This window comes from Campylobacter sp. 2457A (assembly GCF_020135895.1).
Classification (GTDB): Bacteria; Campylobacterota; Campylobacteria; order Campylobacterales; family Campylobacteraceae; genus Campylobacter_D; species Campylobacter_D taeniopygiae.
This window is the reverse complement of sequence record NZ_JACHTO010000017.1, coordinates 19,902-40,950: the sequence shown is the minus strand read 5'-3', so window position 1 is coordinate 40,950 and position 21,049 is coordinate 19,902. Positions and strand designations below refer to the sequence as shown.

General features: G+C 28.9%; 17 protein-coding genes, 1 tRNA gene and 1 pseudogene. 9 read left to right on the top strand and 10 right to left on the bottom strand.

Annotated elements, in window-relative coordinates; translation table 11 throughout:
* Positions 1–3: 3 nt before the first annotated feature.
* Together H2280_RS06345 and tssM are read right to left on the bottom strand one after the other, a co-directional pair.
* Positions 4–903: an FHA domain-containing protein gene (locus H2280_RS06345; protein WP_337215990.1), complete on the bottom strand. Its 900-nt coding sequence runs from the start codon at positions 901–903 to the stop codon at positions 4–6.
* Positions 900–4,426: pseudogene (gene tssM / locus H2280_RS06340) on the bottom strand (type VI secretion system membrane subunit TssM). The gene H2280_RS06345 and the pseudogene tssM overlap by 4 nt, the downstream one beginning before the upstream one ends.
* Before the next feature lie 130 nt (positions 4,427–4,556).
* On the opposite strand from tssM, the gene H2280_RS06335 reads away from it, so the two are divergent.
* Positions 4,557–5,072 carry an Hcp family type VI secretion system effector gene (locus tag H2280_RS06335; protein WP_337215989.1) on the top strand — a complete coding sequence of 172 codons (516 nt, stop codon included), beginning with the start codon at positions 4,557–4,559 and terminating at the stop codon, positions 5,070–5,072.
* A 727-nt stretch (positions 5,073–5,799) separates the two neighbouring features.
* Here H2280_RS06335 and H2280_RS06330 read toward each other — a convergent pair.
* Together H2280_RS06330 and H2280_RS06325 are read right to left on the bottom strand one after the other, a co-directional pair.
* Positions 5,800–5,885, bottom strand: a tRNA-Leu gene (locus H2280_RS06330).
* A gap of 28 nt (positions 5,886–5,913) precedes the next feature.
* Positions 5,914–6,264 carry a F0F1 ATP synthase subunit C gene (locus H2280_RS06325; protein ID WP_337215988.1) on the bottom strand — a complete coding sequence of 117 codons (351 nt, stop codon included), beginning with the start codon at positions 6,262–6,264 and terminating at the stop codon, positions 5,914–5,916.
* A gap of 235 nt (positions 6,265–6,499) precedes the next feature.
* Between H2280_RS06325 and H2280_RS06320 the strand changes: the two genes are divergently transcribed.
* The 3 genes from H2280_RS06320 (at position 6,500) to pckA (ending at position 11,373) form a co-directional block, all read left to right on the top strand.
* The gene (locus H2280_RS06320) at positions 6,500–7,849 is read left to right on the top strand and encodes a sodium-dependent transporter (protein WP_337215987.1); all 1,350 of its coding nucleotides are present in this window, start codon (positions 6,500–6,502) and stop codon (positions 7,847–7,849) included.
* A 160-nt stretch (positions 7,850–8,009) separates the two neighbouring features.
* On the top strand, positions 8,010–9,788 hold the full coding sequence (locus tag H2280_RS06315; RefSeq protein WP_337215986.1) for a biotin/lipoyl-containing protein: 1,779 nt from the start codon (positions 8,010–8,012) through the stop codon (positions 9,786–9,788).
* 10 nt (positions 9,789–9,798) lie between these two features.
* Positions 9,799–11,373: a phosphoenolpyruvate carboxykinase (ATP) gene (gene pckA / locus H2280_RS06310; RefSeq protein WP_337215985.1), complete on the top strand. Its 1,575-nt coding sequence runs from the start codon at positions 9,799–9,801 to the stop codon at positions 11,371–11,373.
* Between the two features lie 15 nt (positions 11,374–11,388).
* On the opposite strand, the gene ychF is transcribed toward pckA, so the two are convergent.
* The 6 genes from ychF to rpiB are packed head-to-tail and all read right to left on the bottom strand — an operon-like array spanning position 11,389 to position 15,961.
* Positions 11,389–12,492, bottom strand: a complete 1,104-nt coding sequence (ychF, locus tag H2280_RS06305) for a redox-regulated ATPase YchF (protein WP_337215984.1) — start codon at positions 12,490–12,492, stop codon at positions 11,389–11,391.
* Entirely contained in the window at positions 12,489–13,940 is a 1,452-nt protein-coding gene (locus tag H2280_RS06300; protein WP_337215983.1) for a leucyl aminopeptidase, read from the bottom strand. Before H2280_RS06300 ends, ychF begins: the two co-directional genes overlap by 4 nt.
* A complete protein-coding gene (locus H2280_RS06295; protein ID WP_337195914.1) occupies positions 13,940–14,638 on the bottom strand; it encodes a DedA family protein in 699 nt (232 codons plus the stop codon). The genes H2280_RS06300 and H2280_RS06295 overlap by 1 nt, the downstream gene beginning before the upstream one ends.
* A gap of 8 nt (positions 14,639–14,646) precedes the next feature.
* Entirely contained in the window at positions 14,647–15,195 is a 549-nt protein-coding gene (apt, locus tag H2280_RS06290) for an adenine phosphoribosyltransferase (RefSeq protein WP_337215982.1), read from the bottom strand.
* Complete coding sequence (locus tag H2280_RS06285) at positions 15,192–15,524, bottom strand: hypothetical protein (protein WP_137624346.1); 333 nt, start codon at positions 15,522–15,524, stop codon at positions 15,192–15,194. The genes apt and H2280_RS06285 overlap by 4 nt, the downstream gene beginning before the upstream one ends.
* Positions 15,525–15,526: 2 nt before the next feature.
* A complete protein-coding gene (gene rpiB, locus H2280_RS06280; RefSeq protein WP_137624345.1) occupies positions 15,527–15,961 on the bottom strand; it encodes a ribose 5-phosphate isomerase B in 435 nt (144 codons plus the stop codon).
* Between the two features lie 177 nt (positions 15,962–16,138).
* Here rpiB and H2280_RS06275 point away from each other — a divergent pair, with 177 nt between their 5' ends.
* The 5 genes from H2280_RS06275 to kcuS all read left to right on the top strand — a co-directional run bounded on the left by H2280_RS06275 (position 16,139) and on the right by kcuS (position 21,016).
* Complete coding sequence (locus H2280_RS06275) at positions 16,139–16,687, top strand: CheB methylesterase domain-containing protein (protein WP_137624344.1); 549 nt, start codon at positions 16,139–16,141, stop codon at positions 16,685–16,687.
* Between the two features lie 15 nt (positions 16,688–16,702).
* Positions 16,703–17,491, top strand: a complete 789-nt coding sequence (locus H2280_RS06270; protein WP_337195916.1) for a CheR family methyltransferase — start codon at positions 16,703–16,705, stop codon at positions 17,489–17,491.
* Between the two features lie 121 nt (positions 17,492–17,612).
* Positions 17,613–18,542 (top strand): ribose-phosphate pyrophosphokinase, encoded by a 930-nt coding sequence (locus H2280_RS06265; protein ID WP_137624342.1) that lies wholly within the window; start codon positions 17,613–17,615, stop codon positions 18,540–18,542.
* Positions 18,543–18,690: 148 nt separating this feature from the next.
* The gene (locus H2280_RS06260; protein WP_246023786.1) at positions 18,691–20,838 is read left to right on the top strand and encodes a carbon starvation CstA family protein; all 2,148 of its coding nucleotides are present in this window, start codon (positions 18,691–18,693) and stop codon (positions 20,836–20,838) included.
* Positions 20,822–21,016, top strand: a complete 195-nt coding sequence (gene kcuS / locus H2280_RS06255; protein ID WP_137624341.1) for a KCU-star family selenoprotein — start codon at positions 20,822–20,824, stop codon at positions 21,014–21,016. Before H2280_RS06260 ends, kcuS begins: the two co-directional genes overlap by 17 nt.
* Positions 21,017–21,049: the final 33 nt, after the last annotated feature.

Below are 21,049 nucleotides of genomic sequence, written 5' to 3'. Positions count from 1 at the left end.
AAATTACTCAAAATCTTTAATATATTTTTCTAATGCTTTTATGGTAAGATTTTCAAAAAGAATCTTATCTTCTTTAATATTGTTTTGTATGGCAGCTTCAAGATATTTAATAAACATATTTTCCTCCATTTCTTCAAAGATTGGAGTATATAATTCTTTCGCAATCATGCTTAGTGCTAAAATATTGATTAATCTTGTAGATTTAAGTAAAGGTATATTATCAATAATACTTTCAAAATCCTTAATATTGATAGAGGGATAATCTTTTTCCAATTTAGAATTTTGTTGTTTTGTTTTAATATCTTTGAAATTTTTTATTAGGCTTTTCAAGATATTTTCATACTCTAATAAATTTGGATTCTTTTGAGTGATTTCTTTTAAAAAGCTTTTATCTGTTTTTTCTTGTTCGATAAATTTATAATCATTATTTTTTAAAATTTCTTTTAATTCTTCATTTTTATCAAAATTTATACTTGTTTTTCCTCTAGGTTTAATTTCAATTTCATCAAAGTGATTACGTTTTTCAATATTTTCTAAATATTTTTTATTTTCCTTAATATTTTCTTCAATGCTATTTGCATCTACAAATTTAAATTCTAAATTACCGATTCTAAAAATATCACCTATGGTAATTATTATTTCATAGCCATTCGGTATTTTAGAAAAAGATCTATTGTAATAAATATCAGCGTCTTCAAAAGGTGCAATTGTAAAAGACCCCTCTTCATAAGATATTATCGCATGTGTATTTTTGACTTGTTCTAGTTTGTCTTGAACGCGAAAAGCACAATCATCACCGCTTCCTATGGTTCCACCTTTTGATTGAAATATAAATGTTTTAGTACCATTGATGCATTCGTTGTAATTTTCAATAGTAATTCCTAATTCTTCTTTATCTATCATTTTTTATTTACTCCTGTAATATTTTCTACTATTTTAAGATTATTTAAAATATAAACTATGTTATTTACATCATTAGCACCATTAGTCATTGCAAAGTCAAAATATAAGTTTTTATTATTGTTGAATGTGATACTATAGGTGGAATTATTTTTGTTGTCTTTTATAAATTTATACCAAGCCCACTCCCCTTTATATGATTTTGTATAATTTAAATTAGGATTAGAATAGCTATAAGCTGTAAAATCTAAGCTTGTTCCGTTATTAAATTCTTCGGCTATAATTTGCAAAGATTGATTAAGAGTGTGATCATATCGGATATTTTTATCATTATAGCCAAGTTTTATAAAAGAAAAATCCGCACTTAGATCAAGACTTTGAATGGTAAAATTAACTTTTATATTGTCATTGGCATTCAATATAAGGCTTGAGAGATTACCAGCATTGGTAATAAAATCTAAAAATTCTTTAGAAAAATTTATTTTTGAAGCAAATTGAGAATTAATAAAGTAATTATTTTTTCTTTTCACTAAAACATTGTTTAGATATTTTTTGTAGAAACTATTTAATGTTCCATTTTTACCAAAAAATGTTTTAAAATTATCCATGCTAAGATCAGTTGTACTTTCTTCATTAAAGGGATAAAATGGTGCAATATTATTTATAAATGGGTTATAAACCTCATTGATCCAAGCACTATTAAATAATGAAATGCCGTAGTTTTCAATTAATTTCCAAGAATTATCGCAAAGTTGGCTATAATAGCTTTCTAACTCATTAGGTAATTTTTTTGTATTCATTTGAAGTATAATAAAAGGATCATTAGAATCTTTATTATTTCCAAGGGCATATGAAATTTTTTCTTCAGCACTTTGATTATTATTAGAGTTAAAATCTGTAATTTTATTTGCTACATTTGCTACATTTGCATTAATAATATCTAGTATTTTTTCATTATCAGAGCTTTTGCCAACTTCTATATTGCCAACACTTAAAAGTGAATTATTATCTACAAGCTTATGATATTGCATAAAAGAATTACTTATACTGATAAAATTGGATTTAATTTCCCCGGCATTTAAGCCTAAATTATAAGCTTGTGTTAATAAAGCTGCATCATTTAGATTTGTATTAGAACTAACGATTTTTAGTAAAGAATATAAAGGATTTTCTTTTTTTGATAAAATGTCAAGCTCATTAAGCATTGATTCTTTGGTATTGTATTTTACAGGTTTTAATGAAGCAAGCAAATTTTGCCAAGCGTTTTTATATTCGTTTAAATATAATTTTAAAATGCCTATGGTTAAAGTATTTTTATTTTCTTTGAAACTATTATCTAGCATCCAAGATTCTATGTTAATGGCAGTGTCAACTTGTCGATTTAAGTTCTTTAAAAAATCCATCATACCTGATTTTGTATATACTTTATCTATAGAAGTGATTTGGGAGTCACTTGAAAATATACTATTTGCAGTAAAACCCAAATCTTCTTTTATGAGATATTTTTCTTTAGGTTTATCACTATTTAAAAAATTAAGAAGAATATAAATTCTTTGAATTCTACTTATGGTTTCAAGTTTTCTCTTTGCTGTATCTATGCTGTTTTCATCTTCTTTAAAAGATTTAAGGTCAAATTGTTTAAGCTCATCTACTCCATCTAGAAAATCATCTTTAGAGATAGAATATTTACTTAAAGTATTCCAATTTTTATTAATCCAAATTTTTAACATTTCTTTATTAAAATATTTTTGCTCAAATAAAGATTTGTACATATATAAAGTTTTGATTAAATTTTCCTTATTTGTATCGGTGAGTAAAATATATTCCATTTCTTTTAATAAAGTATTTTTTAGTACATCCTCATTAAGTTTATAATAAAGTTGTCTAGCTGCAGTGAATCCTTTATATGAAAGATTGAGGTTTAAATATTGCAATATACTGCCATCTTTCCAAAGTTCAGGATAAGTGTTTAAAATATTTCTTAATTCAATTAAAAAATCAGCTTTTTGTTTAATATCTAAATTTTGGTAATCTTGATTTTTAAAAAGTGATTCTAAAGATTTTAAGGTATTTTGACTTTTTCTAAATTCATCATTATTTTTGTTTATAAAATAGGAAGATATGGTGAAAGTTCCAAAACTTACAATTAAAATTATAACTAAAAAAGATAATTTTTTAGAATAAGATTTTATAGAACTTAAAGAATAATCTGTGAAAATCAAATCTTCAAGTAAAGATTTAACAAAATAGCTTTGTTTATTGTATATAATACTAGATCTTGATAATACTTTTTTACAATTGTATTTATCGCATATTGCATCAAGTAAGAAATTTCTAGGAATATTTTCTTGATAAGCGCTGACAAAATAAACCCCTCTAAGATAAGAATTATTTTTAAGTTTATTTTCTTCTTGCATATTTAAAATAAATGTCTTTACTAATGCAAATAGATTATCAAGTTGTTTTAAAAATAAGTAACTTTTATTTTTATTTTCTATATTATGAATGTAGGAATTTTTACTCATTAAAGAACACAATAATGAATCACTTAATTCCTTAAATTCATTATTTAAATATTCTTCATTTAAAATTTGCCCAAAAGATAATCCTAAAATTTTATTTGAAATTTTTTTATCAAAAATATCAAAATATTCTTTCATACCTTCAATTAAATCGAGTTTTGAAAAGACTATATAAATAGGTAATTTTAAATTTAAAGTTTTTTCACACTCATTGACTCTTCTTGTTAAATATCTAATGAGATTTTTGGAATATTCTTTAGAATTATTTAAAAAAAGAACAGTGTCAATGACTAAAATAATACCGTTTAGTTTGCTATGAAAAAAGTTTTTATTAAGAAAAACAAGAAATTTTTTCCATATATTTTTTTTAATTAAAAAATCTCTATTTTTATCTATGTCATCTTCAGGAATTTCATCGCTGCTTGTAGGCTTAAAAAATTCTTCTTGAGAAAAATAGTTCCCTTCTGTATCTAGCAAAGCACCTTTTTTTGATATATAGAGTGCAAAATTTCTAGTAGATTTGTGAAATTTTTTATAAGATTCCAAACTATCACTAAGTGGATATTCAATATCAGAATAATTAATAAAAGTGCTTTTTCCAGCCCCTTCATTTCCTATAATGATAATTAAGGGTAAATTTTTTGTTTTTAGATCATTTTTCCAAGTTTCTTTGGCGTCTTTAAGTGATAAAAAAAATTTCTTTTAGCTTTGTAAATAAATTCATCCGCTTCTTTTTTTAGATTTTTAATTTTTAATCTTTTTTCACTTTTTAAAGAGGAGAAAAAGTCCATTATGGGTTTTAATAGAAAAAAAAGAAAGATGATAAACCAAATTATAGAGATGATGCCAAATCTTAAAAATGGACTACTAAAAATGTATATATCATTAAAAGCTACCAAAGACCCCCAAAACCAAAATAAAATGCTAAATAGAAAAATACAACAAAGCAGAAATACAGTTATAAACAATTTTGACTTTAAAAAATTACATATTTTTTTAAACATCATTTCTTCCTTAAAAAAATAAAAAATAGATAATTAATATCAATGCTATAAAATATTTTACAAAAAATTTAAATAGATTAACATTAAAATGATACAATTTTAAGTGTTAAAAAAAATTAAAGGAGTTTTTATGGCTGAACCAGCGTTTATAAAAATTGAAGGTTCTACTCAAGGTTTAATTTCAAGTGGTGCATCTACTGAGGCTAGTATTGGTAATAGATATAAATCAGGTCATGAAGATGAAATTATGGCTCAAGAAGTATCTCATATTGTAACCGTACCTGTTGATCAACAAAGCGGGCAACCTTCAGGACAAAGAGTTCATAAACCTTTTTCTTTTACTTGTTCTTTAAATAAGTCTGTGCCTTTGTTGTATAATGCGCTTACCAAAGGAGAAAGACTTCCAACAGTGGAAGTTCATTGGTTTAGAACCGCAACAAGTGGCGGATCTGAGCACTTCTTTACTACAAAATTAGAAGATGCAATTATTACAAATATTGAATTGATAATGCCAAATGCACAAGATGCGAGCAATCATGATAAAACAGAACTCTTAAAAGTTTCAATGAGTTATAGAAAAGTAGTTTGGGAACATACTGCTGCTGGAACTAGTGGAAGTGATGACTGGAGAGAAGGCAAAGCTTGATTATAGAATATCCTAATCTTAGCTTTATGTAATTTTTTAGATTAGGATAGATTTATATTTTACACTCATTTAATTCTAAAATGAGTGTAAAATATTAAAAACTCACTTGAATTTACTTTAGAATTATTTGCAAAACAACAAAAATAATCAAACTTTTAAAATATAATCTTGAATATAAATAATATATAGATTTTTAAATGAGATAATGAGGATTCTTAGCAAAAAATAAGTAAATTCTAATGATTTTTTAAAACTTAAATACAAAGAAATTACCATTTTTATGGCATAAATTTTTGTAAAATACATGGTTATTCAGAAGAATAAAAATCAATTTTCAAATTATAAAAAGTCTTTAATAGAAATTTATATAAAAAGTCTCAATAAATAAAATTAAGATCTATCTTAGTTAATGTTAAATTTTCTAATTTTTAAAATTGATTTTCTGTAAAATGTGGGTGTTTATTGAAAAATAAATATTGATTTCATTACAAAATAGTCTTTATGTATTAAAATATTGATTGTAATGTTTTAATTTATATTTTTTTGTTTTAAATTATCACAAGATTATACAATTTCATACTTAAAAAGCATAACATAATATATACTTGTATCATTTTTTTATTCTTCAAAATAGTTAAATTGGTAAAAATATTCAAAAGTATATACCACATCCAAAGCTTTATATATAGCAAGGTAAAAAATCAAAAGAAGTGAAAAATAAAATAAATGGTGCGGTTAGCGAGATTTGAACTCGCACACGCTGAGCGCACCACCCCCTCAAGATGGCGTGTCTACCAGTTCCACCATAACCGCACAGAAGCCCAAAATAGGGCTTAATCTTTTAAGATGCAGCGGGAGTAAATTTTATAAAAGGGTTTGCATAAAGTGCTATAAGAGCGATAACAAGTGCATAAATTACTTGTGCTTCAATCATAGCTAAAGCAATAAACATTGTAGTCATTAGTTTTCCTGCAAGTCCAGGGTTTCTAGCTGTTCCTGCTATAGTTGCCGCAGCTGTACTTCCCATACCAATAGCACCACCAAGAGCCGCAACACCCAATCCTAAACCGGCAGCTAAAACAGAAAAAGCTTTAATCCATGTATTCATAGCTTCTTGTTCTACCAAATTATTTGTTTCAGCTGCAAAAGCTACCGTTGCAAAAGCTAAAAGTAGAAAAAATATTTTTTTCATAATAAAATACCTTTATCCTAAATAAAAATTTATTTCAAATCTTTAAGATTAAATACTTTCGGCTTGCGTATCCCTACTTGATACCTATGTTAAAGATTTAAAATTAATTCCGAAATGCTATCATGTTTTATCTTTATTTTTATTGAAATAATTATTAATTTTTATATTCTTTCATAAAAGATTAAAACTTTTTTTGCTTTAATAAGCGTTTTAAAATATATTTTAAGGTTGTATTTTGAGTTCTAAATTTTCAAAAATAGGTTTTATTTTAGCCGTTGCAGGTTCGGCTGTAGGTTTGGGAAATGCATGGAAATTTCCAACTCTTGTAGGACAAAGCGGAGGATCTGCATTTATTTTGCTTTATATTATTTTAACTTTAGGGGTTGGTTTTGTTATTTTTTTAGCTGAATTGAGTATTGGTAAAATCAGCGAAAAAGATCCTGTTAATGCTTATAAGAAATTAGCACCTAAATATAAAAAAGCTTGGTCTTTTGTAGGTTTTACTATGATAGGATCGATTTTAATTGTCTCTTTTTATGCTTTAGTGATCGGATGGGTGGTAAAATATGCATATTTAAGTGTGATTGGACAATTACCAAATAGTTTAGAGCTAAGCAAAATTGAATTCGAAAATCTTACAGCGCATGATTTTTTAAGTCAATTTGTTTGTTTTACTTTAGTATTTTTTGTTATTTTTTATATTGTTTCCAAAGGGATTAAAAACGGCATTGAAAGATTAAATGTATGGATGATGCCTTCTTTGTTTATTTTATTAATTTTAATGCTTATTTATGCGATGAGTAAAGATGGGTTTGTATTGGCTTTAAAATTCCTTTTTATTCCTGATTTTCATAAAATCAATATTTCAAATACTCTTGAAGCTTTAGGACTTGCCTTTTTTAGCTTATCTTTGGGAGTTGGAACTATCATCACTTATTCTGCAAGTTTGCCAGATCGGACTAATTTTATTACAAGCACTTTAAATATTATTTTTATCAATCTTTTAGCAGGTCTTTTAATGGGTCTTGTTGTTTTTACCTTTATTTTTGAATTTGGATATAATCCAAATCAACAAGGTCCAGGTTTTGTTTTCGTTTCTTTAGCTACCTTGTTTGAAAAACTTGGTTTAGTTGGTCATATTTTTGGAGCAGCCTTTTTTATTTCTTTGGTGTTTGCAGGTATTACTTCAGCAGTTTCTATGATAGAACCTTCAGCTTTTTATCTGATCAATACCTTTAAAATGAGTCGCAAAAAAGCTTTGGTTTTAATAGGTATTTTTGTATATATTTTAGGAATTTTATGTATTTTATCTTCTTTGGATACTACACAGTTTAAAATTTTAGGAATGAGCTTTTTTGAGTTATTAGATAGCTTTTCTAGTAAGATTATTATGCCATTGGGTGGAATTTTAATTGCAATTTTCGTTGGCTTTGTGATCAAAAGAGAAACTTTAGAAATTTTATTTAAACCTTATATGAGGGGTATATTTTTTAAAATTTGGTATATTTTTGTAAGATTTATATCTCCTTTAGCAGTTTTTGTAGTTTTAATAACAAAACTTATAGGATTTTATATAAAATTTTAATCCAAAATTGGGCAAATTTTGCCCAATTAAAAATTTTTTCTCCAGTTTCTTTTGCTTGATTTTTATATTAAATAATTTTTTATTTGATTATTGTTTATTATGCATGAAATGTTATTATTTTCTTTGTATAATACTTTGATATTAATGCTAAGGAAAGAGCATGGCCAAAAAATTTATAGATGTGATGGATACGAGTTTTAGAGATGGCTTTCAATCGGTTTATGGGGCCAGAATTTCAACAAAGGATTTTTTACCTGCCTTAGAGGCCGCAAAAGAGGCAGGAATTAATCATTTTGAATTTGGCGGAGGAGCTAGATTTCAAAGTTTATATTTTTATCTTAATGAAAATGCCTTTGATATGATGGATAAATTTCGTTCAGTTGTGGGCGAAAGTGCTAATTTACAAACCTTAGCAAGAGGAGTTAATACTGTTGCTTTAGATACTGGAAGTAGAGAACTTGTGGAATTGCATGCAAAGCTTTTTGCAAAACACGGAACAACAACTATTCGAAATTTTGATGCTTTAAATGATGTTAACAATCTTAAATTTAGCGCAGAATGCATTGTTAAATATGGATTAAAACATGAAATTTGCATTACTTTAATGGATTTACCTCCGCAATGTCATGGAGCTCATGATGTGCTTTTTTATGAGAAGATTTTAAAAGAAATTTTACTTTCAGAAATACCTTTTCACAGCATTTGTTTTAAAGACGCAAGCGGAACTTCAAATCCTAATAAAATCTATGAAACCATTAAGATGGCAAAAAGAATTTTACCTTCAAATACTCATGTAAGACTTCATACTCATGAAACAGCTGGAGTGAGTGTGGCTTGCTATTTGGCAGCTTTAGAAGCAGGTGCTGATGGTATTGATTTAGCTGTAGCTCCTGTTAGCGGAGGCACTTCGCAACCTGATATCTTAACTATGATACATGCACTTAAAGGAAAAGATTATGATTTGGGTGGTTTAGATGAGGAGAAAATTTTAAAATATGAAGAAATTTTAAAAGATTGTCTTAAAGATTATTTTTTACCTCCTGAGGCAGGTAAAGTTAATCCTTTAATTCCTTTTTCGCCTATGCCGGGTGGGGCGTTAACTGCTAATACACAAATGATGAGAGATAATAATATCTTAGATCGTTTTCCAGAGGTGATTAAAGCAATGCGTGAAGTTGTTGAAAAAGGTGGATTTGGAACATCGGTTACTCCGGTCTCGCAATTTTATTTTCAACAAGCTTTTAATAATGTCATGTTTGGTCCTTGGAAAAAAATTGCCGAAGGATACGGTAAAATGGTTCTTGGTTATTTTGGAAAAACACCGGTTAAACCTGATGATGAAATTGTAAAACTTGCAGCAGAACAACTTAAACTAGAGCCAACAAAAGAATTAGCAATTGATTTAGCAGACAAAGATGAAACAAAAAGAATATTTTATATTAAAAACTTACTAGAAAAAGAAAATATTGAAGTAAATGATGAAAATATTTTTATCGTAGCAACATGCAAAGAAAAAGGGATAAGCTTTTTAAAAGGAGAGGCTAAAATCAATATACGCAAAAATGATTCAGCAACGCTTAAACAAAATGTAGATGAAAATCATTTTACAGTCAAGGTTAATGGAAATAAATACTTTGTTGAAGTGAGCTCTGGGTTTGATGACAAAGTTAAAATTAAAAGCATGGAAAAGGTGCAAAATAATATTGAAAACATTAATCCCTCTGAAGGAATTCAAGCTCCAATTTCAGGTGCGCTTTTTAAGATTTATATTGATGAGAATTCTGAGGTTAAGAGTGGTCAGGTTGTGGCTATTTTAGAAGCTATGAAAATGGAAATAGAAGTTAGTGCGCCAAAAGACGGAGTGATTGAAAAGGTAAATATCAAAGTAGGTGATAGTGTTAGCGAAGGTCAAATCATCGCGACTTATAAAAACAATTAAAGGATAAAAAATGAACAAAATAGAAAATTTGGGTTTGGAAAATACGGGAAAAATTTATCATAATTTAAATTATGAAGAATTGTTTGAACATGAAAATATCAATCAAGAGGGGCAATGTACTCAAAGTGGTGCTTTTAGTGTTGATACGGGTATTTTTACTGGCAGAAGTCCAAAAGATAAATATTTTGTCAAACAAGAGCCTTCAAGTAAATATATAGCTTGGGGTAAGGTAAATCAAGCAATAACTAAAGATTTGTTTGACAAACTTTTAAATAAGGCTAAAAATCAACTCAATGGAAAAGATATTTATGTACAGGATGTTTTTTGCGGAGCTTCTTTAAAAAGCCGTAAAGCTGTAAGATTTGTAACCGAAGTGGCTTGGCAAGCTCATTTTGTAAAAAATATGTTTATTGAGCCTAATCAAGAGGAATTAGAAAATTTTAATCCCGAATTTATTGTTTATAATGCTTGTAAATGTAGTAATGATGAGTTTAAAAAAGATGGGTTAAATTCTGAAGTTTTTGTTTTATTTAATATAGAGGAAAATATCGCTGTTATTGGCGGAACTTGGTATGGTGGAGAAATGAAAAAAGGTATTTTTTCCATGATGAATTATTGGCTACCTCTTGAAAATAAACTTTCAATGCATTGTAGTGCTAATGTTGGAGAAAAAGGAGATGTAGCTTTATTTTTTGGATTAAGTGGAACTGGAAAAACAACTTTATCAACCGATCCTGATAGAAAATTAATCGGAGATGATGAGCATGGATGGGATGATGAGGGTGTGTTTAATTTTGAAGGAGGTTGTTATGCTAAAACTATTAATCTTGACCCTAAAAATGAACCAGAAATCTATGCAGCTATTAAAAGAAATGCACTTTTAGAAAATGTGGTTTTAAAGGAAGATAAGAGTGTTGATTATAGTGATGCAACTAAGACTGAAAATACAAGAGTATCTTACCCAATAAATCATATTAAAAATCATGAACCAACTTTAAAAGCAGGACATCCTAAAAATATCATTTTTCTAAGTGCGGATGCTTTTGGAGTTTTACCTCCTATTAGTAAATTAAGCAAAGAACAAGCAATGTATTATTTCTTAAGCGGATATACTGCAAAGGTGGCTGGAACAGAGCGTGGAGTTACAGAACCTCAGGCTACATTTTCAGCTTGTTTTGGTGAGCCTTTTATGCCGCTTCATCCTACTGTCTATGCGAGATTATTAGGAGAAAAAATTGATCAACATGGAGTGAATGTTTTTCTAGTCAATACTGGTTGGACTGGCGGAAGTTATGGGGTAGGGCAAAGAATGAGTATTAAAGCTACTCGATCTTGTATTAATGCGATTTTAGATGGAAGTATTAATGATTGTGAATTTGAAAATTTTGAAGTATTTAATTTGGCTATCCCTAAAAAAATCACAGGAGTTGAAAGTTTGCTTTTAAATCCTATTAATACTTGGAAAGATAAAGAAGAATACTGTTTAAAAAGAAACGAACTTGCAAAAATGTTTATAGAAAATTTTAAACGTTATGAAGATGTAAAAGAAGGTTTGGAATTTAGCAAATTTGGTCCAAAAATTTAATGTTTAGATGAAAATCTAAACATTAAACCTAAAATGCATCACATCTCCATCATTTACAATATAATCTTTTCCTTCAAGTCTTAATTTACCAGCTTCTTTTGCTTTTGTTTCTCCGCCGTATTCTATATAATCTTGATAAGAAATTACTTCAGCTTTTATAAAGCCTTTTTCGAAATCATTATGGATAACACTTGCCGCTTTTGGAGCCTTCCATCCTTTTTTTATAGTCCAAGAACGTACTTCTACAACTCCGGCTGTAAAATAGCTAATGAGTCCAAGTTTAGAAAAAGCTGTGCGTATAATTTGATCAAGTCCGCTTTCATTAACACCTAAAGAATTTAAGAATTCATGACTTTCTTCATCGCTTAAGCTAACTAATTCTTCTTCGATTTTTGCACAAAGCTTTATAACTTCATGATTATTTTTTTTTGCGTATTCTTTTAAAGCCTTTACATATTGATTATCTTCACTAATTCCTTCTTCATCAACATTGGCTCCATAAATGACTTCTTTTGCAGAAAGCAATCTTAATTCTTTGATTAAATTTTTATAGGATTCATTTTCTCTATCTGGATAGGAACTAGCTGGTAAGCCTTTATCAAGATGTTCTAGTAATAAAGTGGCAAATTCTAAATTTTCTTTAGCGCCTTTTTGATTTGATTTAGCTTCTTTGGTAAGTTTTTCTATTTTTTTATTGAGTTGTTCAATATCTGCTAAAATAAGCTCGGTATTGATAATTTCTATGTCCCTTATAGGATCTACTTTGCCTTCAACATGGGTTATATTTTCTTCATCAAAACAACGCACTATATGCAAAATCATTTCGGTTTCGCGTATATTAGAAAGAAATTTATTTCCTAAGCCTTCTCCTTTACTAGCTCCTTTTACAAGTCCTGCTATATCTACAAATTCAATTAAAGAATGCATAATTCTTTCAGGATTTACAATTTTTGCAAGTTCATTAAGCCTAGCATCTGGAACTTCTACCATTGCTTTATTAGGTTCTATTGTACAAAAAGGATAATTAGCACTTTGGGCATTTTGTGCTTTGGTTAAAGCATTGAAAGTTGTTGATTTTCCAACATTTGGAAGTCCTACTATCCCAACTGAAAGACTCATTTATTTTTCCTTAAAAGATGAATTAAAAAATTAACACACATTCTAACACCAGCACCGCTAGCACCAAAATTTGAATATCCCCAATTTTTTTCCACATAAGCAGGTCCTGCTATATCAAGATGGAGCCATTTATCTTTGTATTCTTGTCGTATAAATTTATCCAAGAAAAGTCCTGCTGTTATCGCACCGCCATAACGGCTTGATGCAACATTGCAAACATCAGCGATGTTGGATTTAATCAGATCTTTAAGATAGAGATTAAAATGTAAAATTGTTGCGTATTCTCCGCTTTTTTTAGAGCTTTGATAAAATTCATTTTGTAAATTTTCATTATTACCCATGATACCGCTAGTAAATTCTCCAAGACCCACCACACATGCACCTGTTAGGGTAGCCATGTCAATTAAAAGATCGGGTTTTAGATCTTGTGCATATGAAAGACAATCAGCTAACACCAAACGACCTTCTGCATCAGTGTTTCTTACTTCTATGCTGACTCCTTCTCGAGAAATTAACACATCATCTGGTTTATAAGCGTTTCCGCCTATCATGTTTTCTGTCGCACCTAGAATACAATGAATTTCCAAATCCAAATTGAGTTCTGATACAGCTTTAATAATTCCCATTGCAGCAGCAGCACCGCTTTTATCAGCTTTCATTGTTACCATGTAATCAGAAGGCTTTAAGCTTAAACCACCGCTATCATAAGTAAGACCTTTTCCTACAAAGACAACTCTTTTTTTAGAATTTTTAGCTTTATAGCTTAAGTGAATTAAGCGAGGAGGAAGACTTGAAGCTTTATTTACAGCTAAAAAAGCATTCATCTTTTCTTTTATAAGAAATTTTTCATCGTAAATTTTACAAGAGATATTTTTATGATCTTTGGCTAATTTTTGTGCATCTTCAGCCATTTTTAAAGGTGTATAAATTTCAGGAATTTCATTGACTATATCTTTTGCGAAATTAGTAGCGTGAGCTAAAATTTGCCCCCGTTCTAAACCTATCTTAGCTTCATTTAAATCAAATTTTTTTCCATTTAATTCTTGGCTTGAGATAATAATTTTTTCAAGCGTACTTGTTTGTTTTTCCTTTTTATATTTATTAAAATTATAAGCTCCAAACAACACGCCTTCCACTAAAGAGCAAAAACTTCTTACGGTGCAGTCTCCAATAACACTAGGTAATTTAATACTTTTAATATTTAATTTTTCTAAATTTTTATAAATATTAAAAAAGCACAGTCTGATATCTTCATAAGATAAACCTTTTAATTCTATAAAAAGCTTATAATTTCTTGTATCCAATAGGGCACCTTCGCCTTTGAAATTATTTAATTTGAAAAAATTTTTTTCTTCGTTATATGGTTTTAAATTTTTATCTTGAATAAAAATAACTTCAAAATCTGCTTTAATAGAGTTGAGTTTTTTATCTTCAAAAATAAATTGCATTATTTTTTTCTCCTTTCTCTTAATATCGCTTTTTCTATGCGTTTGAAAATAAAAATCATTCCTGATAAAAAGGCAATGACAATAATGACAGCAAGATACCAATATTCTTTAATCCATTCTTTTGACCAGTGAAGAAAGGTTTGAATTAGGCTGCCAAAATACCATGCTAAAAGTATAGTGATACTAGCCCAAACCCACGCACTTAAGAGATTTATAAGGGCAAATTTTTTACTATTGTATCTAGTTATACCAATACTCATAGGAATAATTGTTCTAAATCCATACATATAGCGTTGTATGAAAATAATAGGCCAACCAAAACGTTGCAAAAGAAGGTGTGCTACGGCAAATTTTCTTCTTTGAGATCGAAGTTTCTTTTGAATATATTTTTTATTATATCTTCCAATATAAAAATAAATTTGATCGCCAACAAATCCTCCAAGTCCTGCTACAAAAATAGCCAAAGCCACATTCATTTTTCCATCGTGTGCTGCAATTCCAGCTAAAATAAGTCCAATTTCTCCTTCTAAAATACTCCAGCAAAAAAGTATTAGATAGCCCCAAGTTTCAACATGTTTATCCCATATTTTTATAATAAAATCTTCTAAAGAAAAATCGTTTTTAGTAAAGTTATAAATAACATAAATCGCAATAGCGATTAAAATTGCAAAAGCAAATATTTTAAGCCATTTTTTCATTTTTTTCCTTAAAAATCTAATACACTATAGACTGTGCAATATTTTTCTAATTTTTTCATTCCGCCTAAGTCTTTTAAGTTGATTAAAAAGCAAGATTCTATACACTTGCCACCCGCTTGTTTTATTAGCTCCAAAGAGGCAATAGCTGTACCTCCAGTAGCAATTAAATCATCCATAAGTAAAACTTTTGCATTTTTTACATCCCTAAAAGCATCTTGATGAATTTGTATTTTATCTGTACCATATTCTAATTCATACTCGCAAGTAAAAACAGATGATGGGAGTTTGTTGGGTTTTCTAATTGGCACAAAAGGTAGATTGAGTTTTGCACAAAGCATTGCTGCAAAGATAAAACCACGACTTTCGGTTCCAGCTATGAAATCTAATTCCATACTTTTATAACGTTCGCTTAAATGATCGAGTAAAAAAGATAAAACTTTTTTATTGTTTAATAAAGTAGTGATATCTCTAAAAATAATTCCCTCTTTTGGAAAATTTGGAACAACTCGTATGCTTTCGGATAAAAATTTTTTTTCTTCTTCTGTAAGTTTTTTCATAATAACGCCTCAATTTTTGCTTCTAGTTCTTTGATTCTTTGTCTTAATTTATCATTTTCTAAACGATATTGAGAGTTTCTCGTCCTTAAAGAGCTTAAGTCAGTTTTGATTTTGTTTAATTCTTCTGTTAAAATATCTATATTTCCCAAGCTACGTTGAAGTTGAACCTGAAGTTTTCTAATGATAATCTCTGTATCATCGAGATTAGTTTTTATAAAATCTTTAGAATTTTTTTCTTTGCTTAATAAGGTTTTATAATAAAGTAGCATTACAACAAGATAAAGTGTTGCACATATGAGAATAGTTAAAACAAACCAATTTGCAAACATTGTTAATTTACCTCGATTTTTTGAATTCTTCTTAAATGTCTGTCTCCATCAAATGGAGTTTGAATAAAATTTTCTACTATATTAATAGCCATTTCTAATCCGATTAATCTCCCACCTAAAGCCAATACATTTGCATCATTATGTTGTCTAGATAATTTTGCACTTAAACCTTCGTGACACAAAGCACAACGAATATTTTTATGTCTATTAGCGGCTATGGAAATACCAATACCTGTTCCACAAATTAAGATTCCAAAGCAGTTTGAGTCTATTTTAGAAGCTAATAAATGTGCAAAGTCTGGATAATCACAACTTTGAGCATTATTTGTTCCTAGATCTTCAAAGCTTATATTTTTTTCTTTAAGATAGGTGCAGATTTTTTGTTTAAGATCAAAACCGGCATGATCACTAGCGATATAAATTTTTTCTTTAAGCATAACACAAACCCGAAACTTTAGTAATATTTATAGCTAATAATATTAGCATAATAAAATATAAAAATAGCTTTTTAAAATAAATTCTTAGACTAAGTTTTTATTTTCTTTGAATATGCTAAAATTATAAAATAAATTTTTTAATCAATTTATAACATATTAAAATTTTTAAGGAAATAGATGAAGCTTATACTTATAGGATCTTCTACAGGTGGTCCTAATCAATTAAAGTTTCTTTTAAATGATGTAGATATAAAAAATACGGCTGTGGTCATAGCACAGCACATGAGCGCTAGTTTTATCCCATCGTTTGTGAATCAATTTGATAAAGAAGCTTTAAGCAAGGTGGCTCCTTTAAATGATAAGGAAGTTTTGGCAAATAAAATTTATATTTGTCAAAAAAATACTACCCTATCGGGAAATTTAAATCTTATAGCAAATTGGAAAGATGTTACTACAAGTTTTAAACCAAGTGTTGATTTATTATTTCACTCTGCAATTCCTTTGGTTAAGACAAATAAAATTCTTGCGATTATTTTAACCGGAATGGGTGATGATGGAGCTAAGGGTTTATTTGAGTTATATAAGGTTGGGGTAAAATGTTTGTGTGAAAATCAAACAGATAGCGTTGTTTATGGTATGCCTAAAAAAGCAAAAGATATGAATCCAAATTTAAGACCTATGAGCTTAAAAGAAATTAAACAAGAAATTATAAATTTTATAGAATAGGGGTGGTTTTTGATTATGGAAGAAAAAATTAATCCTACGGAATTAGAATTAAACGAGTTTATTCAAATCATCAATGAAATTAGCGGTATAGATTTGAATGAAAAAAGAAATATCTTAGCTTTAAAACTATCTAAATTTGTTTCAGGAACTCAGGCAAAAAGTTTTGCTGAATTTTTAAGCAAGCTTAAAATCAATAGGCAACTCAAGCAAGATACCTTAGATTTTGTTACCATAGGTGAAACTTATTTTTTAAGAGAGTTAGCACAACTTAGAGAGATTATTTTTTATGTAAAAAGCCTTGAAAAGCATGTTAATATTTTAAGTGCGCCTTGCTCTAGCGGAGAAGAAGTTTATTCTATGGCGATATTAGCAGCTCAAAATTTTATAAAAGATTTATCCATTACAGGAATTGATATCAATTCAAATGTTATTGAAAAAGCAAAAATGGGTCAATATCAAGGAAGAACATTGCATCGTTTAAGCGAGAGTGAAAAGAGACGGTTTTTCACTAACGATAATCAAGAAATTTTTACCATCAATAAACATGAATTATGCAGATGTAATTTTGAGCTTTGTAATGTTTTTGAGGATAAATTTTTAAGATTGAATAAATTTGATATTATAGTTTCAAGAAATATGATAATTTATTTTGATTATGATTCAAAAATTAAGCTTATGGAGCGTTTTCATAGAATTTTGTCAGATAAAGGGAGATTGTATATTGGAAATGCAGATTTAGTTCCAGAAAATGTTTTTTTTAAGAAAGTTTTTTCATCGCATGGAACTTATTATGAAAAAATCTAAAATTAATTTTTAGAATTTTAAAAATAAAAATATAGTTTTTCTAGTTTATATTAGGATTTTTTAACGTTTGTTTTATTAAAATCAATTTCTTGATTATTATTAAAAATATTAAGGTTATTTTATGAGAGGTTATAAAATTTTTTCAGGTTCAGCGAATGTAGAATTTGCAAGGCAAATTTCAAAATATCTTTCCTTGCCTTTAAGCGATGCAGGTATTAAGCGTTTTAGCGATGGTGAAATTAGTGTGCAAATTGATGAAAGCGTTCGAGGAAAAGATGTTTTTATAATACAAAGCACTTGCGTTCCAACAAATGATAATCTTATGGAACTTTTGATTTTAACTGATGCGCTAAAACGCTCAAGTGCAAATTCTATTACAGCTATTGTTCCATATTTTGGTTATGCAAGACAGGATAGAAAAGCTAATCCTAGAGTTCCTATTACTGCTAAATTGGTTGCAAATTTAATTCAAACTGCAGGAATTAACCGTGTGGCAACTATAGACTTGCATGCGGGGCAAATTCAAGGTTTTTTTGACATTCCAGTGGATAATCTTTATGGAAGTATAGTCTTTAATGATTATATTAAAAGCAAAAATTTTAAAAATGCTATCATTGCAAGTCCTGATATTGGTGGTATTGCTAGAGCAAGAAGCGTGGCTAAACACTTAGGCCTTGATATTGTTATAGTGGATAAAAGAAGAGAAAGAGCCAATGAAAGCGAAGTGATGAATATCATCGGTGATGTAAAAGACAAAGAAGTTGTTTTAGTAGATGATATTATAGATACTGCTGGAACTATTGTAAAGGCAGCAGAAGTTTTAAAAGATAAAGGGGCAAAATCAGTAATGGCTTGCTGCACTCACGCGGTTTTAAGTGGCCCTGCTTATGATAGAATCGAAAATGGTGTTTTAGATGAACTTGTGGTAACTGATACTATTCCTTTAAGAAAAGAACTTCCAAATATTAAAGTTTTAAGTGTAGCTCCAATTTTTGCTGAAGTGATACGTCGAGTTTATCATAATGAGAGTGTGAATTCTTTATTTCTTTAAAAATTTTCCTATAGATTTAAATCTATAGGTTTTTCTACAAAACTACTCTCTAAATTTTTATAAAAATATTTTTCATCTCCTTGATAATTTAAAAGAAATTAATATCTTATTTATTATAATTTATTTTTCATTTTAAAAAGGAGTTAGAGTGTTGAAAAAAATTTTATGGTTTTTCGTTGCCTTATTGGGTGGAGCTTGTTTTTGCTATTTGGCTTTGCAAAATGGCGAAAAAGTTTCAGCTATCTATTTGGTTGTTTCAGCCGTCTGTATTTATATGATAGGATATAGACTTTATGGACGTTTTATTGCTTTTAAGGTTGTTGGGCTTGATAAAAATCGAGCTACTCCAGCTAAAATAGAAAACGATGGACAAAATTTTGTTCCAACAAATAAAATTGTTTTATTTAGTCATCAATTTGCTGCCATTGCTGGAGCCGGACCTTTAGTAGGGCCTGTTTTAGCGGCTCAAATGGGTTATTTGCCTTCTATGATTTGGATTTTAGTTGGTGGGGTTTTAGCTGGAGCTGTGCATGATTTCTTAGTTCTTTTTATTTCTATGCGTAGAAAAGGACGCAGCCTTGGAGAAATGATCAAGGATGAAATGGGAGGATTTACTGGCGGCGTTGCTATGCTTGCTATTTTTGGAATTATGATTATTATCATTGCTATTTTGGCTATGGTGGTTGTAAAATCTTTGGCTAATTCTCCTTGGGGATTATTTACTATAGCAATGACTATTCCTATAGCAATATTTATGGGAATTTATATGCGTTTTATTCGCCCAGGAAGAGTAGGAGAAGCTTCGATTATTGGATTTATTTTATTACTTCTTTCTATTCATTATGGACATGATGTATCCCTTAATCCAACTTTAGCACATTTTTTTACTTTCGATCAACCTACATTAGCATTTATGATTATGGGTTATGGTTTTATTTCTTCATTATTGCCAGTTTGGTTTTTCTTAGCGCCAAGAGATTATCTTGCGACTTTTTTAAAAATGGGTGTTATCGTTGTAATGGCTTTGGCAATTTTATTTGTTGCACCTGATTTTTTAATGCCAAAAATTAATTATCAATACCTTGATGGAACTGGTCCTGTTTTTGCTGGTTCTATTTTTCCATTTTTATTTATAACTATAGCGTGTGGAGCTATAAGTGGTTTTCACGCTTTAATTTCAAGCGGCACAAGTCCAAAAATGCTAGAAAATGAAGAACATGCTTTATTCGTAGGATATGGTGCTATGCTTGCTGAAAGTGGCGTGGCTATCATGGCTTTAATTTGTGCTTGTATCTTACATCCTGGAATTTATTTTGCTGTTAATTCTTCTTCTGCTTTAATTGGTACTGATTTAGCCCATGCGGCTAAGGTAATTAGCGAATGGGGATTTTTAGTGACTCCAGAAGAAATTACACAGCTAACTAAGGATATAGGTGAGCAAACTATATTATCAAGAACAGGTGGAGCTCCAACATTTGCATTAGGAGTAACTTTAATCTTACATAAAATTTTTGGTGGCGTTGAATTTATGGGATTTTGGTACCATTTTGCGATTTTATTTGAAGCTTTATTTATTTTAACAGCCGTTGATGCAGGAACTAGAACTTCTAAATTTATGATTCAAGATATATTGGGCAATGTTTATAAACCTTTAGGAAATATACATAATGTTTGGGCTGGTTTATTAGCTACTATTATCAGTGTTTCTTGCTGGGGATATTTCTTGTATCAAGGGGCTATCGATCCTAATGGAGGAATTTATACCTTATGGCCACTTTTTGGAGTAAGCAATCAAATGTTAGCCGGTATGTCCTTGCTTTTAGTGAGTGCCATTCTTGCGAAAATGGGTAAAAAGAAATTCCTTTGGGTTACTTTAGCTCCAGCAATTTTTGTATTAATTGCTACTCTTTATGGAGGTATCCAAAAGATATTGCCTTATGAAGAAGGAGCAAAAATTCAAAATACCGTTAGTCATATCGCTACAGCTCAAATGAATAAAAAAGCTATTGAAAAATTGGAAAATGAAATCGCATCAATTAAGTCTCAAAAGCAACAATCAAGTCAAGAAGATCAAATAAAATTTGAAAAACAAATACAAGAAAAAGAACAGCAAATTTCTAATTTATCTCATTCTTGGTTTGGAAATGTTTTAGATGCAGTTTTATGTATATTCTTTATGCTTACAACTTTGCTTGTTATCATTTCTTGTATAGGAATTTGTATAGGAAAAATCAAAATTCCATTAAAAGAAAGTCCTTATGTTGATCTTAACTCTCTAAATGTTAAGCAAGTTTAAAAAAATTTATGAAAAAACTGAAAGGTTTTTTCATCCTTTGGTAGGACTTTCAAGTTATGATAAATATTTGGAGCATATGGAAAAATCGCATCCAGAAAAAACTCCCAAAACAAGAGGGGAGTTTTTTAAGGATTGCTTAGAAAAAAAGTATAATAGCGGTGGCTTAAATAAATGCTGATAATCTCTAAGGATAAAGTCTTTATCTTACAAA

What these genes read in the sequence shown, in the direction of transcription:
- H2280_RS06345 (WP_337215990.1), bottom strand. Translation starts at nt 903, where the DNA reads ATGATAGATAAAGAAGAATTAGGAATTACTATTGAAAATTACAACGAA.
- H2280_RS06335 (WP_337215989.1), top strand. Translation starts at nt 4,557, where the DNA reads ATGGCTGAACCAGCGTTTATAAAAATTGAAGGTTCTACTCAAGGTTTA.
- H2280_RS06325 (WP_337215988.1), bottom strand. Translation starts at nt 6,264, where the DNA reads ATGAAAAAAATATTTTTTCTACTTTTAGCTTTTGCAACGGTAGCTTTT.
- H2280_RS06315 (WP_337215986.1), top strand. Translation starts at nt 8,010, where the DNA reads ATGGCCAAAAAATTTATAGATGTGATGGATACGAGTTTTAGAGATGGC.
- pckA (WP_337215985.1), top strand. Translation starts at nt 9,799, where the DNA reads ATGAACAAAATAGAAAATTTGGGTTTGGAAAATACGGGAAAAATTTAT.
- ychF (WP_337215984.1), bottom strand. Translation starts at nt 12,492, where the DNA reads ATGAGTCTTTCAGTTGGGATAGTAGGACTTCCAAATGTTGGAAAATCA.
- H2280_RS06300 (WP_337215983.1), bottom strand. Translation starts at nt 13,940, where the DNA reads ATGCAATTTATTTTTGAAGATAAAAAACTCAACTCTATTAAAGCAGAT.
- H2280_RS06295 (WP_337195914.1), bottom strand. Translation starts at nt 14,638, where the DNA reads ATGAAAAAATGGCTTAAAATATTTGCTTTTGCAATTTTAATCGCTATT.
- apt (WP_337215982.1), bottom strand. Translation starts at nt 15,195, where the DNA reads ATGAAAAAACTTACAGAAGAAGAAAAAAAATTTTTATCCGAAAGCATA.
- H2280_RS06285 (WP_137624346.1), bottom strand. Translation starts at nt 15,524, where the DNA reads ATGTTTGCAAATTGGTTTGTTTTAACTATTCTCATATGTGCAACACTT.
- rpiB (WP_137624345.1), bottom strand. Translation starts at nt 15,961, where the DNA reads ATGCTTAAAGAAAAAATTTATATCGCTAGTGATCATGCCGGTTTTGAT.
- H2280_RS06275 (WP_137624344.1), top strand. Translation starts at nt 16,139, where the DNA reads ATGAAGCTTATACTTATAGGATCTTCTACAGGTGGTCCTAATCAATTA.
- H2280_RS06270 (WP_337195916.1), top strand. Translation starts at nt 16,703, where the DNA reads ATGGAAGAAAAAATTAATCCTACGGAATTAGAATTAAACGAGTTTATT.
- H2280_RS06265 (WP_137624342.1), top strand. Translation starts at nt 17,613, where the DNA reads ATGAGAGGTTATAAAATTTTTTCAGGTTCAGCGAATGTAGAATTTGCA.
- kcuS (WP_137624341.1), top strand. Translation starts at nt 20,822, where the DNA reads ATGTTAAGCAAGTTTAAAAAAATTTATGAAAAAACTGAAAGGTTTTTT.